Source organism: Erwinia sp. S38 (assembly GCF_016624545.1).
Lineage (GTDB): Bacteria > Pseudomonadota > Gammaproteobacteria > Enterobacterales > Enterobacteriaceae > Erwinia > Erwinia coffeiphila.
The window spans coordinates 154,996-181,275 of the sequence record NZ_JACVTS010000008.1; the positions used below are offsets into that span (position 1 = coordinate 154,996).

The 26,280-nt window shown below is 54.4% G+C and carries 20 protein-coding genes; 10 read left to right on the forward strand and 10 right to left on the reverse strand.

Annotation, left to right across the window (positions count from 1 at the left end; genetic code table 11):
* Positions 1-117: 117 nt before the first annotated feature.
* Complete coding sequence (locus IBT46_RS11550) at positions 118-1,011, forward strand: YcbJ family phosphotransferase (RefSeq protein ID WP_200545783.1); 894 nt, start codon at positions 118-120, stop codon at positions 1,009-1,011.
* On the opposite strand, the gene elyC is transcribed toward IBT46_RS11550, so the two are convergent.
* The gene (gene elyC, locus IBT46_RS11555) at positions 988-1,776 is read right to left on the reverse strand and encodes an envelope biogenesis factor ElyC (protein WP_200545784.1); all 789 of its coding nucleotides are present in this window, start codon (positions 1,774-1,776) and stop codon (positions 988-990) included. The genes IBT46_RS11550 and elyC overlap by 24 nt on opposite strands.
* 126 nt (positions 1,777-1,902) lie before the next feature.
* On the opposite strand from elyC, the gene cmoM reads away from it, so the two are divergent.
* The 7 genes from cmoM (at position 1,903) to IBT46_RS11590 (ending at position 12,588) form a co-directional block, all read left to right on the forward strand.
* Positions 1,903-2,688 (forward strand): tRNA uridine 5-oxyacetic acid(34) methyltransferase CmoM, encoded by a 786-nt coding sequence (cmoM, locus tag IBT46_RS11560; protein ID WP_200545785.1) that lies wholly within the window; start codon positions 1,903-1,905, stop codon positions 2,686-2,688.
* A complete protein-coding gene (gene mukF, locus IBT46_RS11565; RefSeq protein ID WP_200545786.1) occupies positions 2,685-4,007 on the forward strand; it encodes a chromosome partition protein MukF in 1,323 nt (440 codons plus the stop codon). Before cmoM ends, mukF begins: the two co-directional genes overlap by 4 nt.
* The gene (gene mukE / locus IBT46_RS11570; RefSeq protein ID WP_105593433.1) at positions 3,988-4,707 is read left to right on the forward strand and encodes a chromosome partition protein MukE; all 720 of its coding nucleotides are present in this window, start codon (positions 3,988-3,990) and stop codon (positions 4,705-4,707) included. The genes mukF and mukE overlap by 20 nt, the downstream gene beginning before the upstream one ends.
* On the forward strand, positions 4,708-9,165 hold the full coding sequence (gene mukB, locus IBT46_RS11575) for a chromosome partition protein MukB (protein WP_200545787.1): 4,458 nt from the start codon (positions 4,708-4,710) through the stop codon (positions 9,163-9,165).
* Positions 9,166-9,328: 163 nt separating this feature from the next.
* Positions 9,329-11,182: a L,D-transpeptidase gene (gene ldtD / locus IBT46_RS11580; protein WP_200545788.1), complete on the forward strand. Its 1,854-nt coding sequence runs from the start codon at positions 9,329-9,331 to the stop codon at positions 11,180-11,182.
* 185 nt (positions 11,183-11,367) lie between these two features.
* Positions 11,368-11,916: a YcbK family protein gene (locus tag IBT46_RS11585; RefSeq protein WP_200545789.1), complete on the forward strand. Its 549-nt coding sequence runs from the start codon at positions 11,368-11,370 to the stop codon at positions 11,914-11,916.
* A 42-nt stretch (positions 11,917-11,958) separates the two neighbouring features.
* Positions 11,959-12,588: an MBL fold metallo-hydrolase gene (locus IBT46_RS11590; RefSeq protein ID WP_200545790.1), complete on the forward strand. Its 630-nt coding sequence runs from the start codon at positions 11,959-11,961 to the stop codon at positions 12,586-12,588.
* A gap of 47 nt (positions 12,589-12,635) precedes the next feature.
* Here IBT46_RS11590 and IBT46_RS11595 read toward each other — a convergent pair whose 3' ends face one another.
* From IBT46_RS11595 to pncB, 5 genes are all read right to left on the reverse strand, one after another.
* Positions 12,636-13,826: an amino acid aminotransferase gene (locus IBT46_RS11595; RefSeq protein ID WP_200545791.1), complete on the reverse strand. Its 1,191-nt coding sequence runs from the start codon at positions 13,824-13,826 to the stop codon at positions 12,636-12,638.
* Between the two features lie 111 nt (positions 13,827-13,937).
* A complete protein-coding gene (locus tag IBT46_RS11600; RefSeq protein WP_200545792.1) occupies positions 13,938-14,228 on the reverse strand; it encodes a hypothetical protein in 291 nt (96 codons plus the stop codon).
* Between the two features lie 232 nt (positions 14,229-14,460).
* Positions 14,461-15,564 (reverse strand): porin OmpC, encoded by a 1,104-nt coding sequence (gene ompC, locus IBT46_RS11605; RefSeq protein WP_305038805.1) that lies wholly within the window; start codon positions 15,562-15,564, stop codon positions 14,461-14,463.
* A 299-nt stretch (positions 15,565-15,863) separates the two neighbouring features.
* Entirely contained in the window at positions 15,864-17,264 is a 1,401-nt protein-coding gene (gene asnS / locus IBT46_RS11610) for an asparagine--tRNA ligase (RefSeq protein ID WP_200545793.1), read from the reverse strand.
* Between the two features lie 167 nt (positions 17,265-17,431).
* On the reverse strand, positions 17,432-18,637 hold the full coding sequence (pncB, locus tag IBT46_RS11615) for a nicotinate phosphoribosyltransferase (RefSeq protein ID WP_200545794.1): 1,206 nt from the start codon (positions 18,635-18,637) through the stop codon (positions 17,432-17,434).
* Between the two features lie 262 nt (positions 18,638-18,899).
* Here pncB and pepN point away from each other — a divergent pair, with 262 nt between their 5' ends.
* Positions 18,900-21,515, forward strand: a complete 2,616-nt coding sequence (gene pepN / locus IBT46_RS11620; RefSeq protein WP_200545795.1) for an aminopeptidase N — start codon at positions 18,900-18,902, stop codon at positions 21,513-21,515.
* Positions 21,516-21,566: 51 nt separating this feature from the next.
* Here pepN and ssuB read toward each other — a convergent pair whose 3' ends face one another.
* From ssuB to ssuE, 4 genes are all read right to left on the reverse strand, one after another.
* Positions 21,567-22,355, reverse strand: a complete 789-nt coding sequence (ssuB, locus tag IBT46_RS11625; RefSeq protein WP_200545796.1) for an aliphatic sulfonates ABC transporter ATP-binding protein — start codon at positions 22,353-22,355, stop codon at positions 21,567-21,569.
* Entirely contained in the window at positions 22,352-23,143 is a 792-nt protein-coding gene (gene ssuC, locus IBT46_RS11630) for an aliphatic sulfonate ABC transporter permease SsuC (RefSeq protein ID WP_200545797.1), read from the reverse strand. The genes ssuB and ssuC overlap by 4 nt, the downstream gene beginning before the upstream one ends.
* Positions 23,144-23,217: 74 nt before the next feature.
* Positions 23,218-24,363: an FMNH2-dependent alkanesulfonate monooxygenase gene (gene ssuD / locus IBT46_RS11635; protein WP_105593419.1), complete on the reverse strand. Its 1,146-nt coding sequence runs from the start codon at positions 24,361-24,363 to the stop codon at positions 23,218-23,220.
* A 54-nt stretch (positions 24,364-24,417) separates the two neighbouring features.
* On the reverse strand, positions 24,418-24,969 hold the full coding sequence (ssuE, locus tag IBT46_RS11640) for an NADPH-dependent FMN reductase (RefSeq protein WP_123332529.1): 552 nt from the start codon (positions 24,967-24,969) through the stop codon (positions 24,418-24,420).
* A 257-nt stretch (positions 24,970-25,226) separates the two neighbouring features.
* Between ssuE and pyrD the strand changes: the two genes are divergently transcribed.
* Positions 25,227-26,237, forward strand: a complete 1,011-nt coding sequence (pyrD, locus tag IBT46_RS11645) for a quinone-dependent dihydroorotate dehydrogenase (protein WP_105593417.1) — start codon at positions 25,227-25,229, stop codon at positions 26,235-26,237.
* Positions 26,238-26,280: the final 43 nt, after the last annotated feature.

Sequence of the window (26,280 nt, forward strand, 5' to 3'; positions counted from 1 at the left end):
GGCCCCCTTATTCTTCGCTGAAATTGATCCCGCACGGGGTAAATTCCCCGCCTCAGCGCCATCATAGATACCCGCATTGCCCACAGGGTATGGCCCTCTGACCTGACAGGAGGAGAGATGGAACAACTTCGAAACGAACTGGCACTGGTACTGGGCGAAGCGGTCAGCCGCGTTGAATGTATTAAACGCCAGCCGGATGCCAGCCTCTACACGCTTTATGACGATAACGGCTATTCGCTGCCGATGGTCGCCAAGTATTTCCGCATTAAGGGCATCGCTGCACAGGAAGCGCACAAGCTGTCGCTACTGGCGCGTGAAGGTCAGGTACGCGTTCCGGCAATCTATGGCTTGGTGATCAGCCAGCAGACGCCGCTGCATGAGGTTTTGCTGATTGAGCGGATGGGCGGCGTGTCGGTTGAGGCACCCTCCCGTACCTATACTCGCTGGCAGCAGCTACAGCAGCAAATCGTTGAAGGGCTGCTCAGCTGGCATAAAACCGATAGCCACGGGCTGGTGGGCACGGTGGACAGCACCCAGAGAAACACGTGGCCAGCCTGGTATAAGCAGCGGGTGGAAGTAATATGGGCGACACTCAGCTATCTGAAACCGCCGCAGCTGACGCAGGAGGATCGGCAAATCCTGTACCGCAGCCGTGAGAACCTTGCCGCTCTGTTTCACGGTTTTGACGACCCCTGCGTACTGGTCCACGGTAATCTGGCGCTCAGCAGTATCCTGAAAGATGCCCGGGGCGACCAGCTACTGGCGCTGGTCAGCCCGGGTAACGTGCTGTGGGCCCCGCGTGAGTTCGATCTTCACCCCCTGTGCGGTAGTACAACGGGTGAAGAACTACTGGCCTGCTACCTGCAGCGGGCACCGGTAGCTGAAGAGTTTGTTGCACGTCGGTGGCTGTATATCCTCTGGGAGGAGATGCAGCGGCTGATTTTTACCGCTCAGTTTGACCGCCTGCGCTTTGATATTGCAGCGACATCACTCCTTCCCTGGCTGCGTTGACGCGGCTTCTTCAGGCTTTATTGCCTGCCAGAGACGCCCGATCCACTCATATGCTGCGCGTTCGCTGTGCCCCAGCCATAAAGCCGACGGGGTAAATTTATCCCAGTAGCTGATAGGAGAGTCGATAGCCATCTGGTTGGCCGGTGCGGGCCATGGCTGTAACCCCTGACGCTGGAAGAAAACCATCGCCCGGGGCAGATGGCTGGCTGAAGTCACCAGTGCGAAAGACTTTTTGCCAACAATTTTTGCCACTTCCTGTGCTTCTTCCTCGGTATCACGGGGTTTATCGAGGGTGATGATCGCTTCCGCAGGCACACCCAGCGACTGTGCCACACGTGAACCAACCTCAGCCGTGCTTAGCGGATTGGTCCTGGCCGCCGCGCCGGTGAAGATCATCTTTGATCCCGGATTGGCCTGCCAGATGCGGATGCCTTCCGTCAGGCGCGGCAGACTGTTATTAATCATGTTGGAGCTGGGGGCCCACTCCGGGTTCCAGGTATAGCCGCCACCGAGGACGACAACATAATCCACCGGGTGCTGATTTTTCCAGGTGGGCCAGCGGTTTTCCAGCGGCCTCAGCAGGCTGTCGGCCACCGGTTGCAGACCCAGCAGCAGCAACAGCAGCCATGCAGCGGAGATAAGCGTTTTGCCACTTTTCTGCCAGCGACTGAACCAGAGCAGCAAAATCCCCACAGCCATGAGTATCAACAGCACTGGCAAAGGAAGCAGCAGCCCGCCGATGACTTTTTTTAAGGTAAAAAGCATGAAAACAGGTTCCTTTTGTCCGAAAAAACATCACCCGGAAGCCGCGTGATGACTGAAAGGTTTATTATCTGCCAGTGTATGCGAAAATGAGCGTCTGAATCACCCCTGAAAGCCGGAGCCGTCAGCATGCAGGATCGCAACTTCGATGATATCGCAGAAAAATTCTCCAAAAATATTTACGGTACGACTAAAGGCCGTATTCGCCAGGCCATTCTCTGGCAGGAGCTTGATGCGCTGCTGACAACGTTACCCGCTGCTCCACTGTCCGTTTTGGACGCGGGTGGCGGAGAAGGGCAAACGGGCTGCGGAATTGCCGCGCGGGGGCATAACGTTGTTTTATGCGATCTTTCAGCGGAAATGCTCAGCCGTGCACGTCGCCTCGCCGAAGAAAAAGGTGTGAGCGACAACATGCAATTTAAACAAATCAGCGCTCAGCAGGCAGGCCAATATTTGGATAAGCCCGTTGATCTGGTATTGTTTCACGCTGTACTCGAATGGGTGGCAGAACCGCAGCAGGCGCTGCGCGCGCTTTATGATGTACTCAAACCGGGTGGCGTATTGTCGCTAATGTTCTATAACATCAATGGTCTTACTATGCAGACCATGGTGCTGGGGAACTTTGGCTATTTACAAGCGGGATTAGGGAAGCGCAAACGTAAGACGCTGTCCCCCGACTACCCGCGCGATCCGCAGCAGGTTTATGGCTGGTTGCAGGAGTGCGGTTTCACAATTGAAAACAAAACCGGCATTCGGGTATTCCACGACTATCTGCGTGACAAGAATAAGCAGAGTGAACGATTTGATGAGGTTCTGGCGCTGGAGAAGCAGTACTGCCACCAGGAGCCATTTTTAAGTTTAGGGCGTTACATCCACGTCACAGCGCGGAAACCCATTCAAAAGGACGAGTTATGAGTGAATTTTCCCAGACTGTACCTGAACTGGTGGCCTGGGCGCGAAAAAATGATTTTTCCGTCTCTTTGCCAACCGAACGTCTGGCATTTTTGCTGGCCGTTGCGGCTTTAAACGGCGAGCGCATGGATGGCGAAATGAGCGAAGGCGAATTGATAGATGCTTTTCGCCACGTCAGCGACGGATTTGAGCAGACCAGTGAAACCGTTCTGGTGCGTGCTAACAATGCCATTAATGACATGGTTCGTCAGCGCCTTCTCAACCGCTTTACCAGCGAATTTTCCGAAGGGAATGCTATTTATCGCCTGACTCCGTTGGCGATTGGCATCACCGATTACTATATTCGCCAGCGTGAATTCTCAACGCTGCGGCTGTCTATGCAGCTCTCTATTGTAGCGGGTGAATTAAAGCAGGCTGCCGATGCCGCCGAGGAAGACGGCGATGAGTATCACTGGCACCGCAATGTTTTCGCCCCGTTAAAGTATTCGGTCGCTGAAATATTCGACAGTATCGATATTACTCAGCGCATTATGGATGAGCAGCAGCAGGCGGTAAAAGATGATATCTCTCAACTGCTGAATAAAGACTGGCGCGCGGCGATTTCCAGCTGTGAGCTTCTGCTGAATGAAACGTCCGGTACGCTGCGCGAACTGCAGGATACGCTGGAAGCGGCGGGGGATAAGCTGCAGGCAAATCTGTTGCGGATTCAGGACTCAATTATGAACAGTCCGGACCTCGGGTTTATTGACAAGTTAGTCTTCGATCTGCAAAACAAACTCGACCGCATTATCAGCTGGGGCCAGCAGGCTATCGACCTGTGGATTGGCTACGATCGCCACGTGCATAAATTTATTCGTACCGCGATCGATATGGATAAAAATCGCGTCTTTGCACAGCGACTTCGCGTCTCGGTGCAGAACTATTTCGATATGCCGTGGGCACTCACCTACGCCAATGCCGATCGCCTGTACGACATGCGCGATGAAGAACTGACGTTGCGTAATGAAGAGGTGACCGGTGAATTGCCGTCCGAACTGGAATACGAAGAGTTTAATGAAATTCGCGAGCAGCTTGCCGCGATGATTGAAGAGGCGCTGGCGATTTATAAAGCGCAGAAGCGGCCGCTGGATTTGGGCGCGGTGATGCGTGATTACCTGGCACAATACCCGAGAGTGCGTCATTTTGACGTCGCGCGTATTGTTGTCGACCAGGCCGTGCGCTTAGGCGTGGCCGAAGCAGATTTCTCCGGTCTGTCCGCTGAGTGGCAGGCCATTAATGATTACGGAGCCAAGGTGCAGGCACATGTCATCGACAAATATTGAACAAGTGATGCCGGTTAAACTGGCGCAGGCACTGGCTAACCCGATTTTTCCAGCGCTGGACAGTCAGCTGCGCGCAGGCCGCCATATTGGTATTGAAGAGTTAGATAATCACGCTTTCCTGATGGATTATCAGGAGTTTCTGGAAGAGTTTTACTCGCGCTATAACGTTGAACTGATTCGCGCACCGGAAGGTTTTTTCTACCTTCGTCCGCGCTCCACAACGCTTATCCCGCGCTCGGTCCTGTCCGAGCTGGACATGATGGTCGGAAAAATTCTCTGCTACCTCTATCTCAGCCCGGAACGCCTGGCGAATGAAGGGATCTTTAGCCAGCAGGAACTGCACGATGAGCTGATGTCGTTAGCGGATGAAGGCAAGCTGCTGAAGCTGGTGAACCAGCGCTCAACGGGCTCTGACCTTGACCGGCAGAAGCTGCAGGAAAAAATGCGTGCGTCACTGAACCGCCTGCGCCGTCTGGGCATGGTCTGGTTTATGGGCAATGACAGCAGCAAGTTCCGCATTACCGAGTCGGTATTTCGCTTCGGTGCCGATGTGCGCAGCGGCGATGACGCCCGCGATGCGCAGCTGCGGATGATCCGCGACGGCGAGGCGATGCAGCTGGATGGCGGACTGGCGCTCAACGATGAGAATGATGACGGTGAAGCAGACCACAGCGCACAGGAAAGCGGAGAGGAAGAATAAATGATTGAACGTGGCAAATTTCGCTCACTGACGCTGATTAACTGGAACGGTTTTTTTGCGCGTACCTTTGACCTTGATGAACTGGTCACCACGCTTTCCGGCGGTAACGGAGCCGGTAAATCGACCACCATGGCGGCCTTCGTTACCGCGCTGATCCCCGATTTGACGCTGCTGCATTTCCGTAACACCACGGAAGCCGGTGCAACGTCGGGCTCCCGCGACAAGGGGCTACACGGCAAACTGCGCCCGGGCGTGTGTTACGCCGCGCTGGACGTGGTGAACTCTCGCCATCAGCGAGTGATCGTCGGGGTGCGCCTGCAGCAGGTGGCAGGGCGCGATCGTAAGGTAGATATCAAACCTTTCAGCATTCATGGCCTGCCAACGGCAATCAATCCGACGGAAATCCTGACCGAAACGGTTAATGCCCGCCAGGCACGCGTGCTGCCGCTCAGCGAACTGAAAGACAAGTTCGAAGCGATGGAAAGCGTGCAGTTTAAACAGTACAACTCCATCACCGATTATCACTCGGTGATGTTTGACCTGGGCATTGTTGCTCGCCGCCTGCGCTCTGCCGCTGACCGCAGCAAATACTATCGCCTGATTGAAGCTTCGCTGTACGGCGGTATCTCCAGTGCCATCACCCGCTCGCTGCGCGATTACCTGCTGCCGGAAAACAGCGGCGTGCGTAAGGCATTCCAGGACATGGAAGCCGCGCTGCGTGAAAACCGCATGACGCTGGAAGCGATCCGCGTGACCCAGTCCGATCGCGATCTCTTTAAACATCTGATTTCTGAAGCGACCAGCTACGTTGCCGCAGATTATATGCGGCACGCCAACGAGCGGCGTATTCATCTGGATGGTGCTATTCAGCTGCGCAGCGAGCTGTTTACCAGTCGTAAACAGCTGGTCGCCGAGCAGTTCCGCCACGTTGAAATGGCGCGTGAACTGGCCGAACAAAACGGGGCTGAGAGCGATCTCGAAACCGACTATCAGGGTGCCAGCGATCACCTCAATCTGGTGCAGACCGCGCTGCGCCAGCAGGAAAAAATCGACCGCTATGATGCAGACCTCGAAGAGCTGACCTTCCGCCTGGAAGAGCAGAACGAAGTGGTGGCGGAAGCGCGGGAAGTTCAGGAAGAAAACGAAGCGCGCAGCGAAGCGGCCGAGCTGGAAGTGGACGAGCTGAAAAGTCAGCTTGCCGACTATCAGCAGGCGCTGGACGTACAGCAGACCCGCGCTATTCAGTATCAGCAGGCGCTCCAGGCGTTGCAGCGTGCAAAAGAGATTTGTCAGTTGGGCGATCTCAGCGTGGAAAATGCTGAAGAGTGGCAGGAAACCTTCCAGGCTAAAGAGCAGGAAGCGACCGAAAAACTGCTGCAGCTGGAACAGAAAATGAGCGTGGCACAGGCGGCCCACAGCCAGTTTGAGCAGGCTTTTGAGCTGGTTACGCGTATTGCCGGTCCGGTTAGCCGTGCCGATGCATGGCAGACCGGGCGCGATATGCTGCGTGATGCTGCCAACCAGCGTTATCATGCGGAGCAGCTTCAGCCGCTGCGTTCCCGTCTTTCCGAGCTGGAGCAGCGTCTGCGCGAACAGCAGGATGCAGAACGTCTGCTGAGTGAGTTCTGTAAACGCCACGGCAACCGTGTTGAAGCTGATGAACTTGAGGCGCTTCACGGTGAACTGGAAGCGCAGATCGAACTGCTGAACGACAGCGTTGCCGATGCCGGTGAGCGCCGTATGGCGCTGCGCCAGGAGCTGGAGCAGCTGCGCGAGCGCATTACTCGCCTGACCCGCCAGGCACCGCAGTGGCTGGCTGCGCAGGAGATCCTGACCCAGCTCAGTGAACAAACCGGCCAGCCGCTGGAAAGCAGCCAGCAGGTAACCGAGTTCATGCAGCAGCTGCTGGAGAGCGAGCGAGAAACCACGGTTGAGCGTGACGAAGTTGCTGCCCGTAAGCGTGAACTCGAACAGCAGATTGAGCGGCTGAGCCAGCCGGGCGGGGCGGAAGATAACCGTCTTAATGCCCTGGCCGAGCGCTTTGGCGGTGTCCTGCTGTCAGAAATTTATGATGATGTGACCATCGACGACGCGCCTTACTTCTCGGCGCTTTACGGTCCGTCTCGTCATGCGATTGTGGTGCCCGATCTTTCGCTGGTCCGCGATCTGCTGGACGGGCTTGAAGATTGCCCGGAAGACCTCTATCTGATCGAGGGCGATCCGCAGTCGTTCGATGACAGCGTATTTAACGTTGAGGAACTGGAAAAAGCGGTGGTGGTGAAAGCCGGCGATCGCCAGTGGCGTTATTCCCGCTTCCCGAAAGTACCGCTGTTTGGCCGCGCCGCGCGTGAAAATCAGCTTGAGCTGCTACACGCCGAGCGTGAAACCCTTGCCGAGCGGTTCGCCACGCTTTCCTTTGACGTGCAAAAAGCGCAGCGTCTGCACCAGTCCTTCAGCCGCTTTGTCGGTAGCCACCTTGGCGTGGCGTTTGAATCCGATCCGGAAGCGGAAATGCGCCAGCTTAACGCCCGGCGTAGTGAAGTTGAACGGGCGCTGAGCAATCACGAAAGTGAAAATCAGCAGCAGCGCCAGCAGTTCGATCTGGCCAAAGAGGGCGTCGCGCAGCTGAACCGCCTGCTGCCGCGCGTCAGCCTGCTGCTGGATGACACGCTACAGGACCGTTACGACGAAGTGCTTGAGCGTCTGGACGAGGCGCAGGAAGCTTCGCGGTTTATTCAGCAGCATGCTGCACATCTGGCGAAGCTGGAGCCGATCCTTTCAGTATTGCAAAGCGATCCTGAACAGCACGAACAGCTGAAGCTGGACTATCAGCACGCACAGCAGCAGCAACGTGATGCGCGCCAGCAGGCTTTTGCGCTGACTGAAGTCGTTCAGCGCCGCACCCACTTCAGCTATACCGACTCTGCCGGGATGCTCAACGGCACCAGCGATCTGAATGAAAAACTGCGCAAGCGTCTGGAGCAGGCGGAAGGGGAACGCGCCCGCGCCCGTGAGCAGCTTCGACAGCATCAGACTCAGCTGACCCAGTATTCTCAGGTGCTGGCGTCGTTGAAAAGTTCGTATGACGCCAAGCGCGACATGCTGAAAGAGCTACAGCAGGAGATGCAGGATATCGGCGTGCAGGCCGATGCCAGCGCTGAAGAACGCGCGCGTCTGCGCCGGGATGAACTCTACAGCGCACTGAGTAATAACCGTGCGCGCCGTAACCAGCTGGAAAAACAGATCACCTTCTGTGAAGCCGAAATGGATGCGCTGCAGAAAAAACTGCGCCGCGTTGAGCGTGAGTACCATCAGGGCCGTGAGCAGGTGGTCAATGCCAAGGCAGGCTGGGTGGCGGTACTAAGACTGGTGAAAGATAACGGCGTTGAACGCCGCCTGCACCGTCGGGAGCTGGCCTATCTGGGGGGCGATGAACTGCGCTCCATGTCGGACAAGGCGTTGGGTGCGCTGCGTCTGGCCGTGGCGGATAATGAGCATCTGCGCGATGTGCTGCGCCTGTCGGAAGATCCGAAACGCCCGGAGCGCAAGATCCAGTTCTTTATCGCCGTCTATCAGCATCTGCGTGAGCGTATTCGCCAGGATATTATTCGCACCGACGATCCGGTTGAAGCGATCGAACAGATGGAGATTGAACTGAACCGTCTGACCGAAGAACTGACCGCCCGCGAGCAGATGCTGGCGATCAGTTCACGCAGCGTGTCGAACATTATTCGCAAAACGATCCTGCGCGAGCAGAACCGCATTCGTCAGCTGAACCAGGGACTTCAGGCGGTCAGCTTTGGCCAGGTTAACAGCGTACGGCTGAACGTCAACGTCCGTGAAGCGCACTCAACGCTGCTGGATGTGCTTTCTGAAGAGCATGAACAGCATCAGGATCTGTTTAACAGCAATCGCCTCACCTTCTCAGAGGCGCTGGCGAAGCTTTATCAGCGCCTGAATCCGCAGATTGATATGGGGCAGCGTACGCCGCAGACCATCGGTGAAGAGCTACTGGACTACCGTAACTATCTTGAGATGGAAGTGGAAGTTAACCGTGGTTCCGACGGCTGGCTGCGCGCAGAGAGTGGGGCGCTCTCTACCGGTGAAGCAATCGGTACGGGGATGTCGATTCTGGTGATGGTGGTACAGAGCTGGGAAGAAGAGTCACGCCGACTTCGCGGTAAGGATATTTCGCCGTGCCGGCTGCTGTTCCTGGATGAAGCGGCGCGTCTGGATGCGAAATCGATCGCCACGCTGTTTGAGCTGTGTGACCGTCTGGAGATGCAGCTGATCATTGCGGCACCGGAAAATATCAGCCCGGAGAAAGGCACAACCTATAAGCTGGTGCGTAAGGTATTTAATAATACCGAGCACGTGCACGTCGTCGGGCTGCGCGGATTCTCCGCTGATATTCCGGCGAATTCAGGTGATACGGAGAGCAGCACCGGGGCTGGCTGACGCAGAATTATTACCGGACGGAAGTGGTAAAATCCCTGTTAGCGGATTACTCTCAATAACGGCATTTGCAACGTAAGAGGCAAATGCCGTTTTCTGTTTATATACTTAAAATAGATATTCACTATCGCTCAGCATTAGTTGCTGACTTATACAGGGAGCAAGGATGTTGCTGCAGAAATCTTCTATCGCTAAGGCCATTGTTATCGGCTGTAGCCTGTTGTTTGGGCTGGCATACGTGTCTCCCTCTTTGGCAGGAATCCCGCCTGTTTCTGCTCCGGCTAATCATCGTGTTACCGTGGCGCAGAGTCAGGCTGACATTACCGCAGCGATGTCGCGCTTCGGTTCCCCGTTTTATCTAAAAACGTTGGCTCCGCTCTATGCTAATCGCGGTATGCAGCCGATGTGGCAGGATCGTCAGGCAATCCAGCAGTTCCAACAGCAGCTTGCCGAAGTGGCCATTTCTGGCGTTCAGCCGCAGTTTACCCAGTGGGTTAAGATGCTGACCGATAAAAATATCAGCGGGCTGGCGCGTGACGTGGTGCTTTCTGATGCGCTGCTGGGCTATTTGCAATTCACCTCAAGTGTTCCGAGCAAGGGAGAAGTCTGGCTGTACAGCAATGTGCCGTATAAAATGGAAACCCCTCCGCTGTCGGTGATCAATCAGTGGCAGAAGTCGGTGACACATGGCAGCCTGAACGGTTTTATTCTCTCGCTGGTTCCTCAGCATCCGCAGTATTCGCGCATGCACAATGCCCTGAAAACGCTGTTAACGGATAGCCGCCCCTGGCCGCAGTTGACCGACAGACAAACCCTTCGCCCGGGGCAAATCAGCAACGATGTGCCCGCGCTGCGAGATATTCTGCAGCGTACAGGGATGATGTCTCCAGAAAATGAGCCGCCGAAGCCTGCCGATGAGGTAGTCGGTGCCGTTGATGCACCAATGGTTCATGACGATGATAATGCACAGCCGGATGTCACAGCAGGGCAGAACCAGGCCGCCAACAGCGCTGTTGTTAGTCCGTCCGCCACGACTACCACCGATGTACAGCCAGAAACACCGAATAACATCGGTAACGTGCAGGGCACGGTGGTGCCGGTAAACAGTGATAATGTTTACACGCCCGATCTGGTAGATGGTCTGAAGCGCTTTCAGCGTTGGCAGGGACTGGAGGCGGATGGTTTAATCGGCCTGCGTACCCGCGAATGGCTGAATGTTTCGCCTCAGCTGCGCGCTTCGCTGCTGGCGTTAAATATCCAGCGACTGCGACTGCTGCCCGATGACATGCACAACGGCATCATGGTCAACATCCCGAACTATTCACTGGCCTATTATGTTAACGGTAATGAAATTCTGTCCTCGCGGGTTATCGTTGGGCGGCCGGATCGTAAAACGCCGTTGATGCGCAGCGCATTGAACAATGTGGTACTTAATCCACCGTGGAATGTGCCGACTACGCTGGTTCGCAAGGACATTGTGCCAAAGGTGAAGCAGGACCCCAGCTATCTTTACAAGCACAATTATACGTTGCTGTCGGGGTGGAGCGGTGAGTCGGAAGTCATCGATCCTTCAATGATCAACTGGAGCATGGTGTCCGCTGATTCATTCCCATACCGTATCCGTCAGGCACCGGGACCGACCAACTCGCTCGGACGTTATAAATTCAATATGCCAAGTTCAGATGCGATCTATTTACACGATACGCCGAACCACGGTCTCTTCCAGCGGGATATCCGCGCGCTGAGTTCTGGTTGTGTACGTGTAAATCGCGCTTCCGATTTGGCGAATTTGTTATTGCAGGATGTCGGCTGGAACGATACGCGTATTTCCGGTGCGCTGAAGGAAGGTAATACCCGATTTGTTTCTATCCGCCAGCGCGTTCCCGTGAACCTTTACTATCTTACCGCGTGGGTTGCTGATGACGGACAACCACAGTTTCGTACAGATATTTACAATTATGACAGTACCGCTCGTTCAGGGGCTCAGATCCTGAAGCGCGCTGGTCAGTTATTGCTCTAGCGGTTGATTATTCAGCAGTTCTGTGGCGGACAGCAAAACCGTCGCCGACCGGCGCAGCGGGAGTGTATAGCTTCTCTGCGCCGGTTTACATTTTGTCGGGTTGACGGGGGTTTGTTACATCGGTAAGGTTTTGGGCAGTGTTGTAAAAGCACGTTTCCAACTACTTTTCCAGGTAATACTGATTAATGGACAAATTCGACTCTAACCGCCGTAAATTGTTGGCGTTAGGGGGGGCTGCGCTTGGCGTTGCTCTCCTTCCGACACAGGCATTTGCTTCGCTTTCCACCTCTCGTCCTCGGGTATTGACGCTAAGCAATCTGAATACCGGTGAAAGCCTGAAAACGGAATTTTTTAATGGTAAAAAATATGACAAGGACGAATTAGCGCGTCTGAATCATTTTTTCCGCGATTACCGGGCTAACAAAATAAAGACTATCGATCCACATCTCTTTGATCAGCTTTTCCGTTTACAGACCATGCTGGATACTCGTAAACCTGTACAGCTGATTTCAGGCTATCGTTCACTGGCCACAAATAACTCCCTGCGATCCCATAGCCGTGGCGTGGCTAAACACAGCTACCATACCCTCGGCCAGGCGATGGATTTCCATATTGACGGCATTGCTCTCAGCAATGTGCGCAAAGCTGCTCTCGCTCTGCGAGCGGGTGGTGTAGGATACTATCCGAGTAGCAACTTTGTGCATATTGATACCGGTCCTGTAAGGCACTGGTAAAATGGAACGCCGGCCTTTTGTCGTTGCCGGCAGTGGAGCGTTATGAACTATCATATTATTCCCGTTACGGCTTTCTCGCAGAACTGTTCGGTGATTTGGTGCCCGGAAACCCGGGAAGCCGCTCTGATCGATCCGGGTGGTGATGCGGACAAGATCAAACAAGAAATTGCTGCTCTGAATGTGGAACTGAAGCAGATTCTGTTGACCCACGGGCATCTCGATCACGTCGGTGCCGCCGCCGAGTTAGCAGAGCACTACGGTGTTAAGATTGTCGGACCTCATAAAGCTGACCTGTTCTGGTTGGAAGGATTACCGACTCAAAGTCAGATGTTTGGCTTTGGTTACTGTGCCCCCCTGACGCCAGATCGCTGGCTGGAAGAGGGCGAAACGGTGTCTGTAGGTAACGTTACGCTGGAAGTCCTGCTTTGCCCGGGACATACTCCAGGCCACATCGTGTTTTTTGACCGGGTTGGTCGGCTGCTGGTTTCTGGCGACGTTATTTTCAACGGTGGCGTAGGGCGGTCTGATTTCCCGCAGGGCAGCCACAGCGATTTAATCGCCTCTATCTATAATAAACTGTTACCACTGGGTGATGACGTGACGTTTATCCCTGGTCACGGCCCAATCTCAACGCTTGGTCGGGAAAGAATCAGCAATCCTTTCCTGCAATAAATAAAAAAGCCTGCGTTTGCAGGCTTTTTTATTTCATCCGTAGCGAATTACAGTACGGCGACGATCGCTTCACACAGCGGTGACATATTGTCAGGTGTCATACCCGCCACGTTAACGCGACCGGAATTAACCGCATAGACACCAAACTCATCACGCAGGCGTACAACCTGATCTTTCGTCAGGCCACTGAATGAGAACATACCGTTCTGGCTGATGATAAAGCTGAAATCACCCTTCGCGCCTTTTTCCTGCAGCGTATTAACAAACAGCTGACGCATACGCTGGATGCGCTGGCGCATATCGGCCAGTTCCTGCTCCCATAGTGCGCGAAGAGCTGTGTTACTGAGGATAGTCGCGACGACAGCCGCACCGTGAGACGGTGGGTTAGAGTAGTTAGCGCGAATGGTCGCTTTAACCTGGCTGAATGCGGTATCCGCAACGGCTGCTTCAGCGGCCACCAGCGTAAATGCGCCTACGCGTTCGTTATACAGGCCAAAGTTCTTCGAGTAGGAACTGCAAACAATCAGCTCCTGGTGGCTGGCGGCAAAGATGCGCAGGCCTTCTGCGTCTTCTTCCAGGCCACGTGCGAAGCCCTGATAGGCGAAGTCGAACAGCGGCAGCCAGCCTTTAGCCAGCGAAAGTTTTGCCAGCTCTTCCCACTGCGCCGCAGTTGGATCGATACCGGTTGGGTTATGGCAGCAGCCGTGGAACAGAACGACGTCTCCGGCCTGCGCGGCGTCCAGGCTGCTGACCAGTGCATCAAAGTCGAGAGCGTGATTAGCGGCATCGTAATACGCGTATTCACAGACTTCCAGCCCGGCAGCGGCAAACACGTTCTTATGATTCGGCCAGCTAGGATTGCTCACCCAGACGCGTTTAGCGCTGGTCTGGTTAGCAATAAAGTCCGCTGCAATACGCAACGCGCCGGTTCCACCTGGCGTTTGCGCCGTGCGCGCACGTTTAGCGCTGATGATGGCGCTGTCGGCTGAAAACAGGAGTTCCTGCGTACAGCGACCAAAGTCAGCAATACCGTCAATGCTGAGGTAATTTTTGGTTGTTTCGTTTTCCAGCAGATACTGCTCAGCTTTTTTTACGCTGGCCAGCACCGGCGTTTTGCCGGTTTCATCTTTATACACCCCGATACCGAGGTTGATCTTATTTGGGCGATCGTCAGCACGAAACAGGTCGGCTAAACCAAGAATGGGATCGGCGGGTGCAGCTGCAATACGTTCAAACATAATTGAAGTCCGTTAGCTTAATCTAAAGCGAAGTGAGCAATCAGGTTACCGTCAGAAAGCTGAAATTGCCAACCGTTTGCGCTAAAAAAGCCGGGTAAAGATCAAGCTTCATTAAAAGAAAACTTTGACGATGGTCATGCAGGTAGCGGCGATAGCGACGGCGGTAGCAATTATCCAGCGAGTCTGGTTAGTTATCTCTCGGTGCATACTGCCAATCTCTTTGAGCATGCCGCCCATTTCTTTATGGATGCCCACCAGGCTCTGATGCATTTCCGTTCTCAGTTCCGCCAAATCGGTTTTGGTGGCAAATGTTTCTGAGCGTGCCGTCAGGCAGGCGAGGTCGATTTTAATTTGGCCGGTGTCTTTTTCAAGCTGTTCAATACGATTGATCATGATGTCCATACTCTCTTCCTTATGCAGGTCCTTGCCTGAGAATGAGTGTACGGCAGCTGTTGGAAATATCACCCTTTATATCTAGACGAGCGTGGATTTATCACCGGGCTGGGAAGGGGATCGCAGAGTCTGTGTAATGGGCTGTAAATTGGCAGAACGGGGATAATGGAAAAACAAAAACGGGGCCGAAGCCCCGTTTGTTGCGAATTGCGCGGTGGGATATCCCACCGGCAAAAGGCAATTAGAACTGGTACTGCAGGCCAACACCAACAACGTCGTCGGTAGAGCGACCGGCTGCACGGGTGTAATCAGTGTCATCCAGCAGGTTGATTTTGTAGTCAACGTAGGTAGACATGTTTTTGTTGAAGTAGTAGTAGGTACCCACTTCGATGTATTTAACCAGGTCAGCATCGCCGCCGCCGAAGGTAGAACCGTTACCGCTGAAGCCGTCCAGTTCCTTACCTTTAGACTGCAGGTAAGCGATGGATGGGCGCAGACCGAAGTCGAACTGGTACTGTGCAACCACTTCGAAGTTGGTTGTTTTGTTAGCAGCTACGCCGGTGTTGCCGTAGTTGGTGGTGTTACGGGATTCACCGTAGAACGCCGCCAGGTATACGTTGTTCGCGTCATATTTCAGACCCAGACCGTATGCATCCGCTTTGTCGCCGGTGCCGTCTGCTTTCTGATCAACGGTACGGTTAGCAGAGAAGTAAGAACCTACTGCGCTGATGCCCATGCCGGTGTCATAGGCTACAGAAGTACCCCAGCCGTCGCCGTTCTGAAGTTGAACTTCACGGCCTTCGTTTTTGCCCTGGTACTGTACAGCGAAGCTCAGGCCGTCAACCAGACCGAAGAAGTTGCTGTTACGGTAAGTAGCAACACCTGAAGAACGACCGATCAGGAAGTTGTCGTTGTCCTGGTACAGGGTGTCATCGCCGAACACTGGCAGCTGGTCAGTGTAAGACATTGCGTCGTAGATCACGCCGTAGTTACGACCGTAGTCGAATGAACCCGCGTCACCGAATTTCAGACCAGCAAAGCCCAGACGAGTTTTGTTACCGTCTTGAACGTCAGCGCCGCCTTCAGTGTGGTTAGCCTGGACGTTGTATTCCCACTGGCCGTAACCGGTCAGCTGGTCATTAATCTGAGTTTCGCCTTTAAAACCGAAACGCACATAAGTTGCATCGCCGTCATCGCCAGCGTTGTCAGAGAAAGTATGACGCGCTTCAACTTTACCGTACAGATCCAGTTTGTTGCCGTCTTTGTTGTAGATTTCTGCTGCGTTGGCTGCACCAGCTGCTAACAGAGCTGGGATTACCACTGCAAGAATGTTGCGCTTCATCATTTTTTATTACCCTCATTGGAGTTATTTGGACACCTGCCACTGCCGTCAATAATTCGTTACAGAACCATGATGAGAGTTTGGTGTCTTCCTGTGTCTGCACGCATCTTTCCATTCGTAGCGCGGTTAATCTAGTTGGAAAATGCTACTAATATCCTATTCTGGTTACAAGAGGAAAATGTGTGTAACAAGATGTAAAAAACAGGGAACTTTGTGAGTGAACTCAAAATTTACAAAAATAAAAAAAGGCCAGCGAGGCTGGCCTTTGTATATATATGAATTTCTTATATTTAATTCTGAAATTAGAAAGAAGCGTTCCGCGGCGTACGTGGGAATGCGATAACATCCCTTACATTTTGTACCCCGGTGACATAGGCGATTAATCGTTCGAAACCTAAACCGAAGCCTGAGTGAGGAACAGTACCGTAACGACGAAGATCGCGATACCACCAGTAATCTTCTTTATTCAGCCCCATTTCGGCCAGACGTGCATCAAGAACGTCTAAACGCTCTTCACGCTGGGAACCTCCGATGATTTCACCAATTCCCGGAGCCAGAACGTCCATCGCCGCAACGGTTTTGCCGTCATCGTTCAGGCGCATATAAAATGCTTTGATGTCTTTCGGATAGTTTTTCACTACCACCGGGGCCTTGAAGTGTTTCTCGGCCAGGTAACGTTCGTGCTCAGAGGAGAGATCGATACCCCATGAAACCGGGTTCTCAAAGGTCTGGCCGGATGCCAGCAGGATTTCTACCGCTTCGGTGTAATCGACCTGGGCAAAATCGGTGGTAACAAACCGCTCTAGGCGAGTGATAGCTTCTTTATCTACGCGTTCGGCGAAGAAGGCCATATCATCGGCACGCTCTTCCAATACGGCTTTAAAGACATATTTCAGCATCGCTTCGGCCAGTGCGGCGTTATCTTCCAGATCGGCAAAGGCGATTTCCGGCTCCAGCATCCAAAACTCAGCCAGGTGACGGCTGGTGTTAGAGTTCTCGGCGCGGAAGGTTGGACCGAAGGTGTAAATTTTAGAGATTGCGCTGGCGTAGGTTTCGCCGTTCAGCTGGCCGGATACGGTCAGGAACGACTCTCTGCCGAAGAAATCTTCTTCGTAGTTGACCTTGCCTTCCGGCGTGCGCGGCAGGTTTTCCAGATCCAGCGTGGATACGCGGAACATCTCACCGGCACCTTCGGTATCGGAAGCGGTGATCAGCGGAGTAGAAACCCAGAAGAACCCCTGCTCGTCAAAGAAGCGATGCAGCGCCTGGGCCAGCGTATGGCGCACGCGGGCAACCGCGCCAATCAGGTTGGTACGTGGGCGCAGGTGAGCCACTTCTCGCAGATATTCAATGCTGTGGCGCTTAGCCGCCATCGGATAAGTATCCGGATCGTCAACCCAGCCAACCACTTCTACGTGGGTCGCCTGAATCTCAAAGCTCTGTCCTTCGCCCGGAGATTCCACTACTTTGCCGGTAACAATCACGGAACAGCCAGTGGTCAGACGCAGTACTTCATCCTGATAATTATTCAGAGAATTATTGACCACAGCCTGAACGGGATTAAAGCAGGAGCCGTCATAAACGGCGATAAAGGAAATACCGGCTTTTGAATCTCTTCGGGTACGCACCCAGCCACGTACGGTGACTTCGCTGTCAACCGCAACCCGGCCGTGCAGTACATCCGCTACAGGCACAACGCTCATATAAGTCTCTCACTATTGATCTGAATAGGAATGGTTACCCCAAATTTTGGGTCTTGCTATGTTACTTGCCGGGCGAGGAGAAACAAGAGGAATTCAATGAATGTGGGGAGATTTATTCAGTATTGGCAGTGTTGAGGGCCAGAAAGCGTCTGGCCCTGAGGGAAGTCCTAACTGGCTTTCTTCACCAGCGGCAGATCGAAGGCTTTACGCAGTGCGCGAACGAAAGCCTGATCCTGGCAAATCGTTTTGCCCGGGCTGTCGGAAAGCTTGGCTACCGGTTTGCCGTTACACTCGACCAGTTTAATGACGATGTTTAGCGGTTTAACCTGAGGAATATCGCAGGTCAGGCGTGTGCCAATACCGAATGCCACGTTAATACGCTGGCCGAAATGGCGGTAAAGCGCCACGGCGCTGTCGAGATCCAGATTATCGGAGAACACCAGTGTTTTGCTGAGCGGGTCGATGCCCAACTGCTGATAATGGGCAATCGCTTTTTCTCCCCACTCCTGCGGCTCACCGGAATCATGGCGCAATCCCTGATAGGCGCTGGCAAAGTTGCGGCCAAAATCGCGCAGGAAGGCATCCATCGTAATGCAGTCGGTGAGGGCGATACCCAACTGATCAGGGTACTCTTCCAGCCAGGCCTGCAGTGCTGCGCGCTGGCTGTTCGCCAGTACCGGGCTGATTTGCTGATGTGCCTGGAACCATTCATGGGCCTGCGTGCCCATTGGCGCGATATCCAGCCGGCGGGCAATCTCATAATTGCTCGAACCTACCAGCCACGGGAAATCCTGCTTCAGCGTGCTGACAATCGCCAGGTGCACATCCCACGAGAAGCGGCGGCGTGTGCCAAAGTCCATCAGACGGAAGCGCGACATATCCAGATCGGCGGTCAAACCGGCGAACTGGTCTAGCTTGCTTTTGAGTTTATCGACGGCCATTTCCGCCGTCACCAGCGGAGAGCGGTGGCGATGCACGACTTCACTGATCAGCGCAAGCAGTGGGACTTCCCACATAATGACTTCACGCCACGGGCCGCTGATGCGGATATCCAGCTTGCCCAGATTATTGCGTACCTGAACCTGTTGTGGATCGTATCGGAATTCCCTTAGCCATGCAAGGTAGTCAGCGGTAAAGAAAGGCAGGCTGGAGAGATAGGTGAACTCTTGATCGTTCAACGCCAGCGTAGCCATCATCTTTATCTGCTGCACGATTTCATCGGCATACAGGCCCAGCATATCGTCACCACGGCAGCGAAATTCGGCTGCAACCGTAACGTCATGATACCGGTGAAAAACCGCCTGCTGCATATGAAGTTTGTAGGCGTCGGTGTCCAGAAGCGTAGTCAAAATCGGGGAAGCGTGTCGTGTCATGGTGCGTTTCAGCATCCTCTGGCGAAGAGCGTTATCCCTGGTTCAAATGGAAAAAAGTCGCAGGAGTATAACCCGAATACTCATTTATTGAACCCGATCACAGCACAATTCAGACGGGCTGGTCGAGGACATTATGTGCTCATGTTAACAGTATGTATCATTTTCCATCAATCCCGCGTTTCGTGTGGAATCAACGTGGCAACCGAGCGATAACAGGAATAAACTTGAAATGTTAAATTAATTATCGACGTGAGAAGGACTTATGACGCAACTGCCGCAAGCTAAGAACCGCCATGATTATCGTGCACCCGACTACACGATTACCGATATCGATCTGACGTTCGATCTTAATGCCAGTACTACCAGGGTGACTGCCGTTAGTCAGATTAAGCGACTGGCGCACTCTGACGCCGAACTGCGTCTGGACGGCGAAGATCTGTCGCTGGTGTCGATTGCCGTCGATGAACAGCCCTGGGAGCATTATCGGCTGGAAGAGGGGGCGTTAATTATCAGCCACCTGCCTGACGCGTTTACGCTAAAGATTGTCAACGAGATCCACCCGGATAAAAACACCGCACTTGAGGGATTGTACAAATCCGGCGAGGCCCTGTGTACCCAGTGTGAAGCGGAAGGTTTCCGCCATATAACCTGGTATCTTGATCGCCCGGACGTCCTGGCCCGCTTCACGACGACCATTATTGCCGAGCAGGCGCTCTATCCTTATTTGCTGTCGAACGGCAACCGCATCGACGGCGGCGAACTTGAAGGTGGCCGTCACTGGACCAAATGGCAGGACCCGTTCCCGAAACCCTGCTACCTGTTTGCACTGGTTGCCGGTGATTTCGACGTGCTGCGTGACAGTTTCCACACCCGTTCCGGCCGCGATGTGGCGCTGGAGATCTTTGTCGATCGCGGGAACCTTGACCGCGCCGACTGGGCGATGACCTCGCTGAAAAACAGTATGAAGTGGGATGAAGAGCGCTTCGGTCTGGAATATGACCTGGATATCTTTATGATCGTGGCCGTTGATTTCTTCAACATGGGCGCCATGGAAAATAAAGGCCTGAACGTCTTTAACTCTAAATACGTACTGGCGAAGGCGGAAACCGCGACCGATAAAGATTATCTCGGTATTGAGGCGGTGATCGGCCACGAATATTTCCATAACTGGACCGGAAACCGCGTGACCTGCCGCGACTGGTTCCAGCTCAGCCTGAAAGAGGGGCTGACCGTGTTCCGCGATCAGGAGTTCAGTTCGGATCTGGGCTCCCGCCCGGTTAACCGTATTGACAACGTGCGCGTGATGCGCGGCGCGCAGTTTGCGGAAGATGCCAGCCCGATGGCGCATCCGATTCGCCCGGAGCAGGTGATCGAGATGAACAACTTCTACACGCTGACGGTGTATGAAAAAGGTTCGGAAGTGATCCGCATGATGCACACGCTGCTGGGCGAAGCGGGCTTCCAGAAAGGCATGCAGCTCTATTTCGAACGTCATGACGGCAGTGCGGCTACCTGTGATGACTTTGTGCAGGCGATGGAAGACGCATCGAATGTCGATCTGTCGCAGTTCCGCCGTTGGTACAGCCAGTCGGGTACACCGGTACTGAGCGTGCGCGATGACTATAACCCTGAACTTGAGCAATACACCCTGCACGTCACTCAGATGACGCCGCCGACCGCCGATCGTCAGGAGAAGCTGCCGCTGCATATTCCGCTGGATATTGAGCTGTACGACAGCAAAGGTCAGGTAATCCCGCTGCAGCACAACGGCCACCCTGTACATAACGTGCTGAACGTTACCGAAAGCTTCCAGACGTTTGTTTTTGATGGCGTTCCAGTCCAGCCCGTACCTTCGCTGCTACGTGAGTTCTCCGCACCGGTCAAACTGGATTACAACTGGAGCGACGCGCAGCTCACCTTCCTGATGCGCCACGCGCGTAACGATTTTTCGCGCTGGGATGCCGCGCAGAGTCTGATGGTGAATCATATCCGGCTGAACGTTGCCCGCTATCAGCAAGGGCAGCCGCTTTCTCTGCCGCTGCACGTGGCGGATGCCTTCCGTGCAGTGCTGTTAGAAGAGAACAGCGATCCGGCGCTGATGGCGTTAATCCTGACGCTGCCGAGTGAAAATGAAATTGCCGAGCTGTTCGATACCATCGATCCGCAGGCAATCGCGGCGGTGCGCGAAGCGCTGGTACGCACGCTGGCTGAGGAACTGACGGATGAGCTGCTGGCAGTATACCGGGCGAATCAAAACGCTGAATATCGTATTGAACATGCGGATATCGGTCAGCGTGCGCTGAAAAATGTCTGCCTGAGCTATCTGGCGTTCGGTGATGTGGCAGCGGCGGATAAACTGGTCAGCAATCAGTATCACCATGCTAACAATATGACCGACAGTATCGCCGCGCTGGCCGCGTCTGTCGCAGCACAGCTGCCGTGCCGTACTGAGCTGCTGGCGGCGTTTGATGAGCGCTGGCATCATGACGGACTGGTGATGGACAAATGGTTTGCCCTACAGGCAACCAGCCCGGCTGAGGATGTGCTGACCCAGGTCAGAGCGTTGCTGAATCACCGATCGTTCACCCTCGGTAACCCGAATCGCGTTCGCTCGCTGGTCGGGGCGTTTGCCGCAGCCAATCCGTCGGCGTTCCACGCGCAGGACGGCAGCGGCTATCAGTTCCTGGTTGAAATGCTGACCGATCTGAATACCCGCAATCCGCAGATTGCGGCGAGGCTGATCGAACCGCTGATTCGTCTGAAGCGTTACGATGCCTCCCGCCAGGCGCTGATGCGTAAAGCGCTGGAGCAGTTGAAGGGGCTGGATAAGCTTTCTGGCGATCTGTTCGAGAAAATCGAGAAAGCGCTGAACGCCTGAATTTGGTGCCGGCGTTAAGCAAAGGGGGCGATTACATCGCCCCCTTTATTTTTAGCGCTGTGCGTAGCGCGGTTCAGCGGGAGCTGCCGGGCGCTTCAGCACGCGATCGAGGACTTCGGCTTCCAGCTCGGCCAGCCGTACGGAGCCTTTCCGTCGTGGGCGCGGCAGGTCAATGCTCAGATCGAGGCCAATATTTCCTTCCTCTATTAACAGCACGCGGTCTGCCATTGCCACCGCTTCGCTGACGTCGTGCGTCACCAGCAGCACGGTAAAATGATGCTGTTGCCACAGTGATTCAATTAGGTCCTGCATTTCAATCCGCGTTAAGGCATCCAGCGCACCGAGCGGCTCATCCAGCAGCAGCAGTCCTGGACGATGAATCAGCGCTCTGGCCAGTGCCACACGCTGTTTCTGACCGCCCGAGAGGGCCGCGGGCCATTCTCCGGCGCGATCGGCCAGCCCGACGGCGGCAAGTGCCTCCAGCGCATTTTGCTTCCAGTCACGCCCTTTTAGTCCCAGGCCGACGTTATCAATGACGCTTTTCCACGGCAGTAATCGGGCATCCTGAAACATTAGCCGGATATCTTCGCGCGCCTCGTTGAGCGGTGCGCTGCCGGCCAGAAGTTCGCCGCTGCTGGCTTTCTCCAACCCGGCCAGCAGCCGTAACAGGGTACTTTTACCGCAGCCGCTGCGACCGACCACTGCCACAAATTGTCCTGAGGGAATATGCAGATCCATGCTGTTCAGTACGGTGCGGCCATTGTACTGTTTGCTGACACCGTTAATGTTTAACGGCGTCCCTGCGTTCAAACGCGCCGGAGCAGAACTTAGCTCACTCATGCATTCTCCTCTTTTAGTTGATATGCCGGATGCCAGCGCAGCCAGACGCGCTCCAGCAGCTGGGCGCTAACATCAGCCAGTTTCCCCAGCAGGGCGTAAAGAACGATCGCCACCACGACCACATCGGTTTGTAAAAATTCGCGGGCGTTCATCGCCAGATAGCCGATACCTGAATTGGCGGAAATTGTTTCAGCGACAATCAGCGTCAGCCACATCAGACCAAGAGCGAAGCGTACGCCAACCATAATTGAGGGCAGCGCACCCGGAAGCACGACCTGGATAAACAGGCTCCAGCCAGAGAGTCCATAGCTGCGCGCCATTTCCACCAGGCCGCGATCAACATTACGGATGCCGTGATAGGTATTCAGATAGATGGGGAACAGGGTGCCGAGGGCGACCAGAAAGATCTTGGCGGATTCATCAATGCCAAACCACAGTATTACCAGCGGTATTAGCGCCAGGTGAGGGACATTGCGCAGCATCTGTACGGAAGTGTCCAGCAGGCGCTCGCCCAGGCGTGACATGCCGGTTATCAGGCCCAGCAGCAGACCAATTGAACCACCTATGCTAAAGCCCAGCAGGGCGCGCCAGCCGCTGATAGCCAGATGCTGCCACAGTTCCCCGCTGGCGGAAAGCCGCCAGAAAGTGACAAGCACCGACTCGGGGGAAGGCAGAATACGTGTGGAAAGCCAGCCGGTTTGAGAAGCCAGCTGCCAGACAACGACCAGCAGTACCGGTAGCGCCCACGGCAGCAGGGCATTGGTGATATGTTTAGTTGCTTTACTCATGCCTACCTCTGAACCCTCTCGGCGGGTATTGCTGTAAAACCAAAACGCCCGCATATCAGCACGGCGGGGCGTTGTTAGCTTTGAGAAACTTTCTGCGGCGCGAAATCATGCGCAACGTGCTCTCCGTGGGCATTGATTTTCGCAGGCTGCGGCACCTCCGGGATCGCCAGATCGAGATGGGGGAACAGCAGTTCACCCACACGATAGGCCTCTTCCAGATGCGGATAACCGGAAAGAATAAAGGTTTCAATGCCGAGGTCGGCGTACTCCTGCATTCTTGCAGCCACCGTCGGGCCATCACCGACCAGGGCCGTACCGGCACCGCCGCGCACCAGACCGACTCCGGCCCACAGATTCGGCGCGATCTCCAGTTTGTCCCGCTTGCCGCCGTGCAGAGCGGCCATCCGCTGCTGGCCGACGGAGTCGGTGCGCGCCAGTGCGGCCTGGGCTTTGGCAATGGTGGCATCATCAAGATGGGAGATCAGTCGGTCGGCGGCCTGCCAGGCTTCCTCATTGGTTTCGCGGACGATCACGTGGAGGCGGATACCAAAGCGTACTTTACGACCCAGTGCGGCGGCTTTTGCCTGTACCTGAGCAATTTTTTCTTTTACCTGCGCGGGAGGTTCGCCCCATGTCAGATAGACATCGACCTGTTCCGCCGCCAGGTCCTGAGCGACCTCTGATGAGCCGCCGAACCACAGCGGTGGCCTTGGCTGCTGTACCGGTTTAAACATCAGCCGTGCGCCGCGCACATTGACATGCTTACCTTCATAATCAACGGTTTCGCCTTCCAGCACCCGGCGCCAGACGCGGGTAAATTCTGCTGATTCAGCATAGCGTTCACGGTGGTCGAGGAACACGCCGTCACCCGCCAGTTCTTCTGCATCCCCACCAGTCACCAGGTTAAACAGGGCGCGGCCGTTGGAAAGACGATCGAGCGTCGCGGCCTGGCGAGCCGCATGGGTTGGTGATGTGACGCCCGGACGAAGAGCGACCAAAAAGCGCAGCCGCTGTGTCACCGGAATCAGCGAAGCAGCGACCAGCCAGGCATCTTCACACGATCGCCCTGTCGGGATTAGCACACCGCCAAATCCCAGGCGGTCTGTTGCCTGGGCAATTTGTTGCAGATAGGTGTAATCCACCGGGCGGGCACCCTGGTTGGTACCCAGATAATGACCATCACCGTGAGTGGGAAGGAACCAGAAGACGGACAGGCTCATCGTTTTACTCCTTAATTCAGGGGCGTGGCTGCGTCAGCAGAAAACAGAAACGGGTTAAACGGCCGCGGCCAGCGGTTGATGGCGGCGGGCCAGCGCATGCCAGAAGGTATCTACCGATTCCTCAAGGCGTGCAGCCAGTCCAGGAGATAATTCCGGCTGACGATCGTAGTGGGCAATCTGGCTGTCGTCGGCAAATACACCGTGCAGAACTTCCTGTGCTTTCAGGGCATTCAGCACGGGTTTAAGTGCGTAATCTACCGCCAGCAGATGGGCAACGGTGCCGCCGGTGGCCAGCGGCAGAACCACCTTATGTTCCAGCGCGCGTTCCGGCAGTAAATCGAGCAGGGTTTTCAGCGCACCGGCAAAAGACGCTTTATAGACCGGTGTTGAAACGATCAGCCCGTCGGCTTTTTCCAGATCTTCCTTAAAGGCCAGCAGGGCGGGGGAGTCAAAGCGCGCGTAAAGCAGATCTTCAGGATGGAAGTTATGCAGATTCCACGGAGTCACCTCAACGCCACGCTGTTCAAGGGCATGCTGGCACACCGTCAACAGTGCGGTGGAGCGAGAGGGAAAGCGGGGGCTTCCCGCCAGAGTAATAACGCGCATAACCACTCCTTATAGCTAAAAGTTATTAATTAAACACATTCAAGAACTGATTGGCTTATCCTGACAGAGCAGGAAGAGGGGCTTAAATGATTTATCCGGCATTTTTTTGCCGTTTTTTTCATATAGCGGCTGGCGGTGTTGACGGTGTCGCTAACAGGACGCACTTTTTTTTGGCTTTTACGCCACGACGTTTCCATTTAGTGGCTGAATACCGGATAATACGACCCCGATTTTCTATCGGGACCTCAGGAGTGACCATGTACTATCCCCTCGTTCGTAAGGCGCTGTTCCAGCTCGATCCTGAGCGCGCGCATGAACTGACTTTGCAGCAGCTGACGCGCCTTTCCGGCACCCCCTTCACCGCCCTGATCCGCCAGTCATTACCGTTTAAACCGGTTAATTGCATGGGGCTGACGTTTAAAAATCCGCTGGGGCTGGCTGCCGGGCTGGATAAAAACGGTGAATGCATTGATGCCTTTGGCGCAATGGGGTTTGGTTTTATTGAAATTGGTACGGTCACCCCGCGCCCGCAGCCGGGTAATGATAAGCCTCGCATGTTCCGCGTTGTAGAAGCGCAGGGCATCATTAATCGCATGGGATTTAATAATCTGGGCGTTGACCATCTGGTAGAGAACGTTAAGAAAGCCCACTATGACGGCATTCTCGGCATTAATATCGGTAAGAATAAAGACACGCCGGTTGAGCAGGGAAAAGAAGATTATTTAACCTGTATGGATAAAATTTATCCGTACGCGGGCTATATCGCCATCAACATTTCCTCGCCGAACACACCGGGCCTTCGCAGTCTGCAATATGGTGAAGCGCTGGATGATTTGCTGCAGGCGATTAAAACCCGGCAGGGTGAACTTCAACAGCTTCATCATAAATATGTTCCTGTCGCGGTGAAGATCGCGCCCGATCTTTCTGAAGAAGAATTGATCCAGGTTGCCGATAGTTTGCAGCGACACAATATTGATGGCGTTATTGCGACCAATACGACCCTCGATCGTTCTTTGATTAAAGGGTTAAAACATTGTGATGAAGCCGGTGGGCTGAGTGGCCGTCCCGTACAGTTGCGCAGTACGGAAATTATTCGGCGACTCTCTGCTGAGCTGAAGGGCAGCATGCCAATTATTGGCGTGGGCGGTATTGATTCCCTGGTTTCAGCGCGTGAAAAAATGGAAGCGGGAGCTTCACTGGTACAAATATATTCCGGCTTTATTTACAAAGGTCCGCCACTAATAAAAGAAATTGTGACCCATATTTGAGTAAAAAATGCCAGGGGCTTTATTTTCGCCTCTGGCTCGTTTA

What these genes read in the sequence shown, in the direction of transcription:
- ssuE (WP_123332529.1), bottom strand. Translation starts at nt 24,969, where the DNA reads ATGCGCGTTATTACTCTGGCGGGAAGCCCCCGCTTTCCCTCTCGCTCC.
- mukE (WP_105593433.1), top strand. Translation starts at nt 3,988, where the DNA reads ATGTCATCGACAAATATTGAACAAGTGATGCCGGTTAAACTGGCGCAG.
- ssuC (WP_200545797.1), bottom strand. Translation starts at nt 23,143, where the DNA reads ATGAGTAAAGCAACTAAACATATCACCAATGCCCTGCTGCCGTGGGCG.
- IBT46_RS11585 (WP_200545789.1), top strand. Translation starts at nt 11,368, where the DNA reads ATGGACAAATTCGACTCTAACCGCCGTAAATTGTTGGCGTTAGGGGGG.
- pyrD (WP_105593417.1), top strand. Translation starts at nt 25,227, where the DNA reads ATGTACTATCCCCTCGTTCGTAAGGCGCTGTTCCAGCTCGATCCTGAG.
- mukB (WP_200545787.1), top strand. Translation starts at nt 4,708, where the DNA reads ATGATTGAACGTGGCAAATTTCGCTCACTGACGCTGATTAACTGGAAC.
- elyC (WP_200545784.1), bottom strand. Translation starts at nt 1,776, where the DNA reads ATGCTTTTTACCTTAAAAAAAGTCATCGGCGGGCTGCTGCTTCCTTTG.
- asnS (WP_200545793.1), bottom strand. Translation starts at nt 17,264, where the DNA reads ATGAGCGTTGTGCCTGTAGCGGATGTACTGCACGGCCGGGTTGCGGTT.
- IBT46_RS11595 (WP_200545791.1), bottom strand. Translation starts at nt 13,826, where the DNA reads ATGTTTGAACGTATTGCAGCTGCACCCGCCGATCCCATTCTTGGTTTA.
- ssuB (WP_200545796.1), bottom strand. Translation starts at nt 22,355, where the DNA reads ATGAGTGAGCTAAGTTCTGCTCCGGCGCGTTTGAACGCAGGGACGCCG.
- IBT46_RS11550 (WP_200545783.1), top strand. Translation starts at nt 118, where the DNA reads ATGGAACAACTTCGAAACGAACTGGCACTGGTACTGGGCGAAGCGGTC.
- ssuD (WP_105593419.1), bottom strand. Translation starts at nt 24,363, where the DNA reads ATGAGCCTGTCCGTCTTCTGGTTCCTTCCCACTCACGGTGATGGTCAT.
- cmoM (WP_200545785.1), top strand. Translation starts at nt 1,903, where the DNA reads ATGCAGGATCGCAACTTCGATGATATCGCAGAAAAATTCTCCAAAAAT.
- ompC (WP_305038805.1), bottom strand. Translation starts at nt 15,564, where the DNA reads ATGATGAAGCGCAACATTCTTGCAGTGGTAATCCCAGCTCTGTTAGCA.
- IBT46_RS11600 (WP_200545792.1), bottom strand. Translation starts at nt 14,228, where the DNA reads ATGGACATCATGATCAATCGTATTGAACAGCTTGAAAAAGACACCGGC.
- pepN (WP_200545795.1), top strand. Translation starts at nt 18,900, where the DNA reads ATGACGCAACTGCCGCAAGCTAAGAACCGCCATGATTATCGTGCACCC.
- ldtD (WP_200545788.1), top strand. Translation starts at nt 9,329, where the DNA reads ATGTTGCTGCAGAAATCTTCTATCGCTAAGGCCATTGTTATCGGCTGT.
- IBT46_RS11590 (WP_200545790.1), top strand. Translation starts at nt 11,959, where the DNA reads ATGAACTATCATATTATTCCCGTTACGGCTTTCTCGCAGAACTGTTCG.
- pncB (WP_200545794.1), bottom strand. Translation starts at nt 18,637, where the DNA reads ATGACACGACACGCTTCCCCGATTTTGACTACGCTTCTGGACACCGAC.
- mukF (WP_200545786.1), top strand. Translation starts at nt 2,685, where the DNA reads ATGAGTGAATTTTCCCAGACTGTACCTGAACTGGTGGCCTGGGCGCGA.